Origin of the sequence: Moorena sp. SIO4A5 (genome assembly GCF_010672005.1) — a bacterium.
Classification (GTDB): domain Bacteria; phylum Cyanobacteriota; class Cyanobacteriia; order Cyanobacteriales; family Coleofasciculaceae; genus Moorena.
Genome location: NZ_JAAHHZ010000230.1, coordinates 1 through 7,616, shown reverse-complemented (window position 1 = coordinate 7,616; position 7,616 = coordinate 1). Strand labels below are relative to the sequence as shown.

General features: G+C 42.6%; 6 protein-coding genes. 4 read left to right on the top strand and 2 right to left on the bottom strand.

Translation table 11 applies throughout. From position 1 onward, the window contains the following. The first annotated feature begins 36 nt into the window (after nucleotides 1-36). A complete protein-coding gene (locus tag F6K57_RS33220) occupies nucleotides 37-2,175 on the top strand; it encodes a CHASE2 domain-containing protein (protein WP_293072243.1) in 2,139 nt (712 codons plus the stop codon). Between the two features lie 166 nt (nucleotides 2,176-2,341). Here F6K57_RS33220 and F6K57_RS33215 read toward each other — a convergent pair whose 3' ends face one another. Beyond that, on the bottom strand, nucleotides 2,342-3,844 hold the full coding sequence (locus tag F6K57_RS33215) for a mechanosensitive ion channel domain-containing protein (protein ID WP_293072242.1): 1,503 nt from the start codon (nucleotides 3,842-3,844) through the stop codon (nucleotides 2,342-2,344). Nucleotides 3,845-4,489: 645 nt separating this feature from the next. Further along, nucleotides 4,490-4,621: a hypothetical protein gene (locus F6K57_RS33210; protein ID WP_293054948.1), complete on the bottom strand. Its 132-nt coding sequence runs from the start codon at nucleotides 4,619-4,621 to the stop codon at nucleotides 4,490-4,492. Nucleotides 4,622-4,797: 176 nt separating this feature from the next. Here F6K57_RS33210 and F6K57_RS33205 point away from each other — a divergent pair, with 176 nt between their 5' ends. The 3 genes from F6K57_RS33205 to F6K57_RS33195 form a co-directional block, all read left to right on the top strand. Beyond that, nucleotides 4,798-5,250, top strand: a complete 453-nt coding sequence (locus tag F6K57_RS33205) for a chemotaxis protein CheW (protein ID WP_293030854.1) — start codon at nucleotides 4,798-4,800, stop codon at nucleotides 5,248-5,250. A gap of 38 nt (nucleotides 5,251-5,288) precedes the next feature. Further along, a complete protein-coding gene (locus tag F6K57_RS33200; protein ID WP_075899524.1) occupies nucleotides 5,289-6,641 on the top strand; it encodes a protein-glutamate O-methyltransferase CheR in 1,353 nt (450 codons plus the stop codon). 23 nt (nucleotides 6,642-6,664) lie between these two features. Continuing rightward, nucleotides 6,665-7,616: methyl-accepting chemotaxis protein (locus F6K57_RS33195; RefSeq protein WP_293072241.1), on the top strand; the 952-nt coding region annotated here is incomplete at its 3' end.

Below are 7,616 nucleotides of genomic sequence, written 5' to 3'. Positions count from 1 at the left end.
ACACAACCTCAACAAAATAACCAACATTAAAGCCAAATGTGGCAAACCGTAAAACAACAGATTCAACAGTGGGGAACAGTCCTATTAATCGCGCCGAGTATAGCAGGATTGGTGATTTTAGGAAGCAATGCTGGACTGTTTCGGATGCTGGAATGGGCAAGCCAAGACCAATTATTTCGGCTGCGTCCAAAAGAATCTGTTGACGAGCGCATTGTCCTGGTCACCATTGATGAACCCGATATCAAATATGTTAAGCAATGGCCGATGTCAGATCGGGTTATGGCTCAGCTAATTCGGAATATCAAAGCCCAGCAACCAAGAGCGATTGGAATTGATATTTATCGAGACCTAGTGGTTGAACCTGGACATGATGAACTGGTAGAAGTTTTCAACTCTACCCCAAATGTGATCGGAATTGAGAAAATTGCTGGCAACCCCATTGCAGCGCCACCAGTGCTGGATAAATTGAGTCAGGTAGCAGCTAACGACGTCCTGCTCGATGGGGATAGCAAAATCCGGCGAGGGATCATTCTCCTGGGCAAACCTGATGGTACCCGTAAGCAAGGATTTGGTGTGAAACTAGCGCTAATGTATTTGGCACAAGACGGTATTAAACTTGAGCCGATCAATCCCGATAAAAAGATATACGGTTTAGGTAAAGCCAAGTTTTTCCCCCTCTCCAGTAATGATGGAGAGTACAGCAAAGCAGAGATGGGAGGATACCAAATCTTATTGAACTATCGGGGCGGTGAGGAGAGCTTTTTGACTATCTCCATGACTGATGTTCTCGACAATCGCATTCCCCCAAATTTGATGAGCGATCGCATTGTCTTGTTAGGGGCAAAAGCCCCAAGTCTCAATGACAATCACCTCACTCCCTACAATAGTACCTTACTAACTCCCACTGAATTAATACCAGGTATAGCAATTCACGCCAATATCAGCAGCCAGATTTTGAGTGCAGCTAATGAAGGTCGTCCCATGCTTCGAGCATCAGTCAAATCCCTGAATTGGCTATGGATAGTGTTCTGGTCTGGATATAGTGCTACCCTTGGAGCCATGTATGTCCGTAGGCGATGGGTAACTGGAGTTGGCACCCTTATAGCCGGAGTTATTATTATTACCAGTTCCTATATTGCCTTTTTATTTGGCTGGTTGATTCCAATATTTACACCCTTGTTTACCGTTATCAGTGCTGCAGTTGTCAGTATTACTACCACACTTTGGAACAACCTCAAACAGTCCTATCGGGAATTAGAAAAACAACATAAACTATTGCAAGAAGCTCACCGGCAATTAGAAAAAACCAATACGTCCTATAGCAGATTTGTTCCCTTTGAATATCTTAACTTTCTTCAAAAAGACACTATTCTTGATGTATATCTGGGGAACCACGTCAGTAAAGAAATGGCGGTCATGTTCTCAGATATTCGCTCTTTCACTACCCTTTCAGAAACCATGACCCCGAAGGAAAACTTCGACTTTGTTAATGCTTACCTCAAGCGTGTCAGTCCCGAGATTCGCAATCAAAACGGCTTTATCGTCAAGTTTCTCGGAGATGGTATAATGGCTGTTTTCCCTGATGGCACCGATGAGGCAGTAGCAGCGGGAATTGCCAAGCAAATCAGAGTGGAAGAATACAATCACAGACGTATTGCCAAAGGCTATCTACCAATTAAAGTAGGGATTGGCATTCATGTGGGTCAGATGATGGTGGGAATGGTAGGAGAGACATTTCGGATGCAAGGGGATGCTTTCTCTGATAATGTTAACTTAACTGCTCGTTTAGAAGGGTTAACTAAATTTTATGGCGTGTCTTTGTTAATCTCCGAGCAAGCTTTAGAGCAATTGAGTAATCCTAGTCAATACCAGATTCGGTTTCTTGATCGAGCAATTGTTAAAGGAAAAAATGAACCAATTGCTGTTTATGAAATCTTGGAAGGAGAGCCTGAACAAGTTAGGGAATTAAAGTTAACAACCCAGTCAGAATTTGAGCTCGCTATAGAGTACTACCGAACTCAAGAATTTGAAAAAGCTAAAGCGTGTTTTAATCAAGTGTTAGCTGTCAATCCTAACGATAAGACAGCATTATTGTATGTAGACCGAATTAATCAATTAATGGTGCAAGGGGTACCGCAGAATTGGGATGGGGTGTGGCGGTTTACCCAGAAATAGCAAGGGTGCATCTCATATTTGTAACAAAGAAGGCGAAGTGTTGAAAGTCTTGGAAGTGTTGGAAGTCTTGGAATTTTCTTAGAATTTTTGCCTAATTGCAAAAGCGATACAGCGCGATGCACCCAAACTTAGAAACCAAGTTGTCAAATCATTACCAACAAACCTATCAAATCCCAAATAGTGATTGAATGCGTTGGCGAATCTGATTGGTTCCACTCTCTTTTTCCTCTGTTACACCTACCGTTATTCCTAATTTCTCTAGGGTCTCCTTACGTTTGAATAATTCTTCGGAAATTTGGTCAGCTAAATCTTTGTGCTTTACCAAAAGACTCTTTAAATTTTCCCTGTCTACCACAAACAGAATCGTGTCTTCTAGGGCGCGAAGAGTAGCGGTACGGGGGGTACCCAGAAGCAAAGACATCTCTCCAATAAATTCCCCTGGCTTGCGGATGGCAATCCGTTTTCCCCTTGATTCCACAAAGACTTCAACTAAGCCAGATAGAATAATATAAAATGAATCCCCTGGGTCGTTTTCTTCACAGATTATATCCTCTGCTTTGAGCATTTGACGATATCCTTGCTGAATTATATGTCGCAGCTCGCTATCGCTACACTTTTCAAAGTAACTCACCTTCCGCAAGAGATCCCGCAGGGTCAATTTTCCTCTAGAGTTAGCTTTTACTTTGTTTTTTTTGGCAGCGGCTACAGCTTTGTTATAGAGGTATTCTTCTTGAGAATATGAGCCGTTAGCAGCACCAGTTTGTTGAGGTGTTTGTTGAGGTTTTTGTACCAGAAATTCTAAGTCCTTCAGATTTCGGATATACAGGTCTCTCTGAGGCTCGGCGTGCTCGATTCCCTGCTCACGAAGTTGTTCTTCTATCAGATAATACAAACTACTCTGAATTGATTCCATATTTGGTGGATTGTCGATCCATACTAAGAGTTCAAAATCCATGCCGTCTCCAAACCCTTTAAAATATACTTCAGGAGCAGGGGATGGTAAAACTTCTGGTTCTTTGCGAGCCGCTTTTAACAGTACCTCTGTGACCATGACTGGATCGCTTTCATCGGGAACATCAACAGGAATTCTGAGCCTAGATCTAGGATCTTGATAAGTCCAGTTAACTACATTGTTTTCCAGGAAACTAGTATTCGGAACAATAACAAATACCCCATCATTAGTGCGGATAGTGCTGGAACGAATCGAGATTTTTTCTACAGTTCCTGAAAGTTCATCAACTTTGACATAGTCTCCCACCTTAATTGGTTTTTCAAACAGAATCGCCAGACCACTGATAAAGTTGGCGGTTAAATTCTGAAGTCCGAAGCCTAAACCAATACCCATTGCCCCTGCAAAAACAATCAGGGAACTGAGGTTAATCCCAGCCGTTTGCAGAACAATAAAAAATCCTATGACAGTTAGAACATAGCCGATCAGGGAGGACAATGCTTCGCGAGTCCCACGATCTAACCCCAAGCGAGTTAGCACCCGACGCTTAATCAGGTCCTGAAGTTTACGAGCTATATATAAGGTAACGATAGCCATTACTATGAGTTGGACTATCATAATCAGAGACAAGTCTTGGGTGCCCAGCTGAAACAGCTTGGTGGTAAACACCTTCGAGACGATGTTCCAGACTTTGCTAAGCCATTCAAAAATCACAGCCATAATTCAGTTATTTATTACTCAATCAAATTGTCACCATGCAGCGGTCAGCTAATGCGCTACGCGCACGCTACGCGAACAGCTGTTAAGTTTAATATAATTAAAGCACTTAAGAGCTAATTTATAAAGTAAATATTAAGAGCTCAAATCCCTTGACAGATATGGATTTCAGGTAAGAGGGGGTGGAACTACGCCCAATTCCTGAAACCATTGCACCCCAATTCTTATAGCCCCTAGAAGCGTGAACTAACAGTGAAGGTCTTGGATACTCAGTAGATCCCCTGTAGCAGGCTAGGGCGTGTTTTCAAAGTTTTCCGCAAGATTATGATCCCCCCCAGCCCCCCTTAAAAAAGGGGGGAGCCATACTCGCTCGTCCCCCTTTTTTAAGGGGGATAATGGGGGATCTCCGAGGCAAGAAAACACGCCCTAGGGTCAATCTGCTTGCTCCAAGTCCAACGGAGCAACTTGTGCAAAAGCCGGTCTAGCCTCTGGCGAGATGGATCAAATTGATGTGTAGCCGTAATTTCCCGAATTGCGATGAGCCTGGTTTAGTTCACATTATATTCATATAAATTTCATATTTTTTTCATAAAAACCAGATTATCTTCACACTATGACCATAGCTTCACATTTACTTCATAATCTAGTTCATATACCAAAGGGAACAGGGAACAGCGGATCTGGGAACAGGGAGTAGGGAGTAGCGATGCAGCGCGGTCTTGGGAAGGCAGCGCGGTCTTGGGGGTCTCCCCCATGAGCGACTGCCGTGGTTTCCCCCACTCGCGCTTTGCATCAAGACGGGAACAGCGGATCTGGGAACAAAAATTCTCACAATTCATTTAGGATTGGTATAAAAGCTAATTAGGGGTTTGAGCACTCAGAAATTTAGAGGCTAAATGATGTTAAATATCGTTATATCAATTCCCACTAATTTTCCCATCAATTAACCGATGTTAATGTTGATTTTTTATGTAGGAAATGACCTTTATGCCCTGGATAGTTCTCAGGTCGTGGAGGTAATTCCCAGAGTCAACCTCCGAAAAATACACCAAGCTCCTGACTATGTGGCTGGTTTGTTTAACTACCGAGGTGCAATTGTGCCAGTCATCGATCTGTGCCATTTAATTCAAGGTACTCCCAGCTGCTCCCACTTAAGCACACGGATTATAATGGTCAATTATATTGCCAAAAATAATACTCATTACTGCATCGGTTTGATGTCAGAAAGAATCACAGAAACCTTAAACAAACCAGATACTGAGTGGGTCGATGCCGGAGTAAAAATAAATGACGCTCCTTATTTAGGAGAAATGATTATGGATGAAAAAGGCATGATCCAACGAATTCGGCTAGAGTATTTGTTATCGGAGTCCCAACAGATATACTTATTACCTGGAGCAGAAAATTAAAAACTACCAATTAACTAACAACTAACTAACTAATAGTAATGATTCAGGCGACTATTGAGGCTTTACTAAGAAAGAAAATCGGTTTGGATGGCAGTACTATTGGTTCTAGGCAGATTGCTAGAGCGATAGAAACCAGACGATTGGCTTGTGGCTTACCGGATCAGCAAACGTATCTGCAACAACTGCAAACCTCACCTCAAGAACTCGAATCACTGATTGAAACGGTCGTTGTCTTAGAGACTTGGTTTTTCCGGGACAGAAAACCCTTTGGGTTTCTGAGTCGTTACGTCATATCTGAGTGGTTGCCCAACCCCAACTACCCCATCCTGCGGATATTAAGTATACCCTGTTCTACAGGAGAAGAACCTTACTCCATTGCTATGACCTTGCTGGATGCGGGTTTGACTCCTAATCAGTTTCGAGTCGATGCTATTGATATCAGCAAGGAAGCATTGCACAAAGCTCGACGTGCTCTCTACAGCAGGAATTCCTTTCGGGGCAACCAACTACAGCAACAAAAACGCTATTTTAAGCAAACAGCAGATGGTTATGAATTATGTCAGTTGGTGCGCAATACCGTTAATTTTAAGCATGGTAATATTCTAGACCCCTTGGGCTTGGCTCAGAGCAACTATGACATTATATTCTGCCGCAATTTATTGATTTATTTGGATAAATCTTCCCGGTTCCGTGCTATACAACTCTTAGATCGCTTATTAATGCCTAAAGGTTTGCTGTTTGTGGGGTCTGCTGAAACAGGAGTAAGAACTACCAATCGATTTGTGTCAGTTCGCTATCCCTTTGCTTTTGCCTATCAGAAGGTGAAAGATCTTAGACAACCCCAGACCAGGAACTCTCAACAGGGGCGCAGGAGAAATTGGGAAACCTCATCGTCACTCCCGAGTCATAAGTCCCCAGTGACGCTGATCCATTCTCTCTATCCAATACAAGGGCAAAACCAGGACCAGGAGCAAGACCAGGAATACCAAACAAGATCATCTTCCCCCTCTGCTCTGGTTAATCGACAGTCTAAAGGAATCAAACAATCCTGCTTACAAAGGGAGCTTGAAAAGGGACAAGAATCCTTGCTTGAAAAAGCTAGGAGATTAGCTAATCAAGGAAATTTGGAGGAAGCGGTGACACTGTGCCAAACTTACCTAAGTCAAAATTTGACTAGTGCTGAGGCTTATGTGTTACTCGGAGAAGTCCATCAGGCCTTGGGCAATGACGAGCAGGCTGAGCAATGCTTCCAGAAAGCGGTTTACCTGAAACCGAATTCCTACGAAGCACTCTTTCATCTGGCTTTACTTCAAGAAAATCGTGGGGATCTGGCTAAAGCTACGGTAATCCGACAGCGAATTCAACGACTACAAAACCTAAAAAGTCAATAGCAACAGGGGCTACTTGGAATTAAATGAAAATTGCAACTAAACTACTAGGTCTACTAATCTTCTCTAGTTTGACCATACTTTTAGGGGGGGGAATTAGCTGGATAGGACTGTCAAAGTTAGCGAATGAAATCGGTAAGATAGCTGAAGAGGATCTTCCCCTTATCCAGCACATGACGGAAATGCAAGAAAGTCAACTTGCTCAGAGGGTTAATTTTGAACGAGCTTTTCGATTTAATTACCGATATGCAGAAAGCACCACTGCTAGAAACACATTTAGTGAAGCCAGAGCGGAGTTCAACCGAAGGGATGGATTAGTGGACGACGCTCTTATAAAAGTTGATAACATCCTCAAACGTGAAATCCAAAAAGCCTTAAGTAATCAGCAAAAAGACTACTGGTCAGATTTTAAATCTGAATTAGAGTTATATAAAAGAATGCATGATCGTTATGGTGATAAATCTGAAGAAGCGTTCAGTTTAGTTGTTGATAATCAACCCGATCAAGCGGAATTTGCTGCAGAACGGATGCAAAAGTCCGCAGAAGAACTGAAAGCAGAAATGAGGAGTCTATTGCGGCGAGCTATTACATTATCTCAAAACTCAGCCAATCTTGCGAAAGAAGACCAAAAGCGTACCATCAACATCGTACTGATTGCTTTCATTTTAATCATTGGTACTACTCTAGGTTTTGGAATTTTTGTCACCCGCGATATTGTTAATTCGTTAAACAAAGCAGTAGATATAGCAGAAGAAGTTTCGGCTGGTAATCTGAGTACCAAGGTGGAAATTACCTCAACGGATGAGATTGGACAATTACTGGAATCTCTCAAAAAGATGACTGAAAACCTTAATTCATTGATCTATAAGGTGCAGCAGTCTGGTATCCAAATGACTAGCTCCACCACCCAAATTGCTGCCTCTGGTAAGCAATTAGAAGCAACCATGACCGAACAATTAGCCTCCACCAACGAGGTGA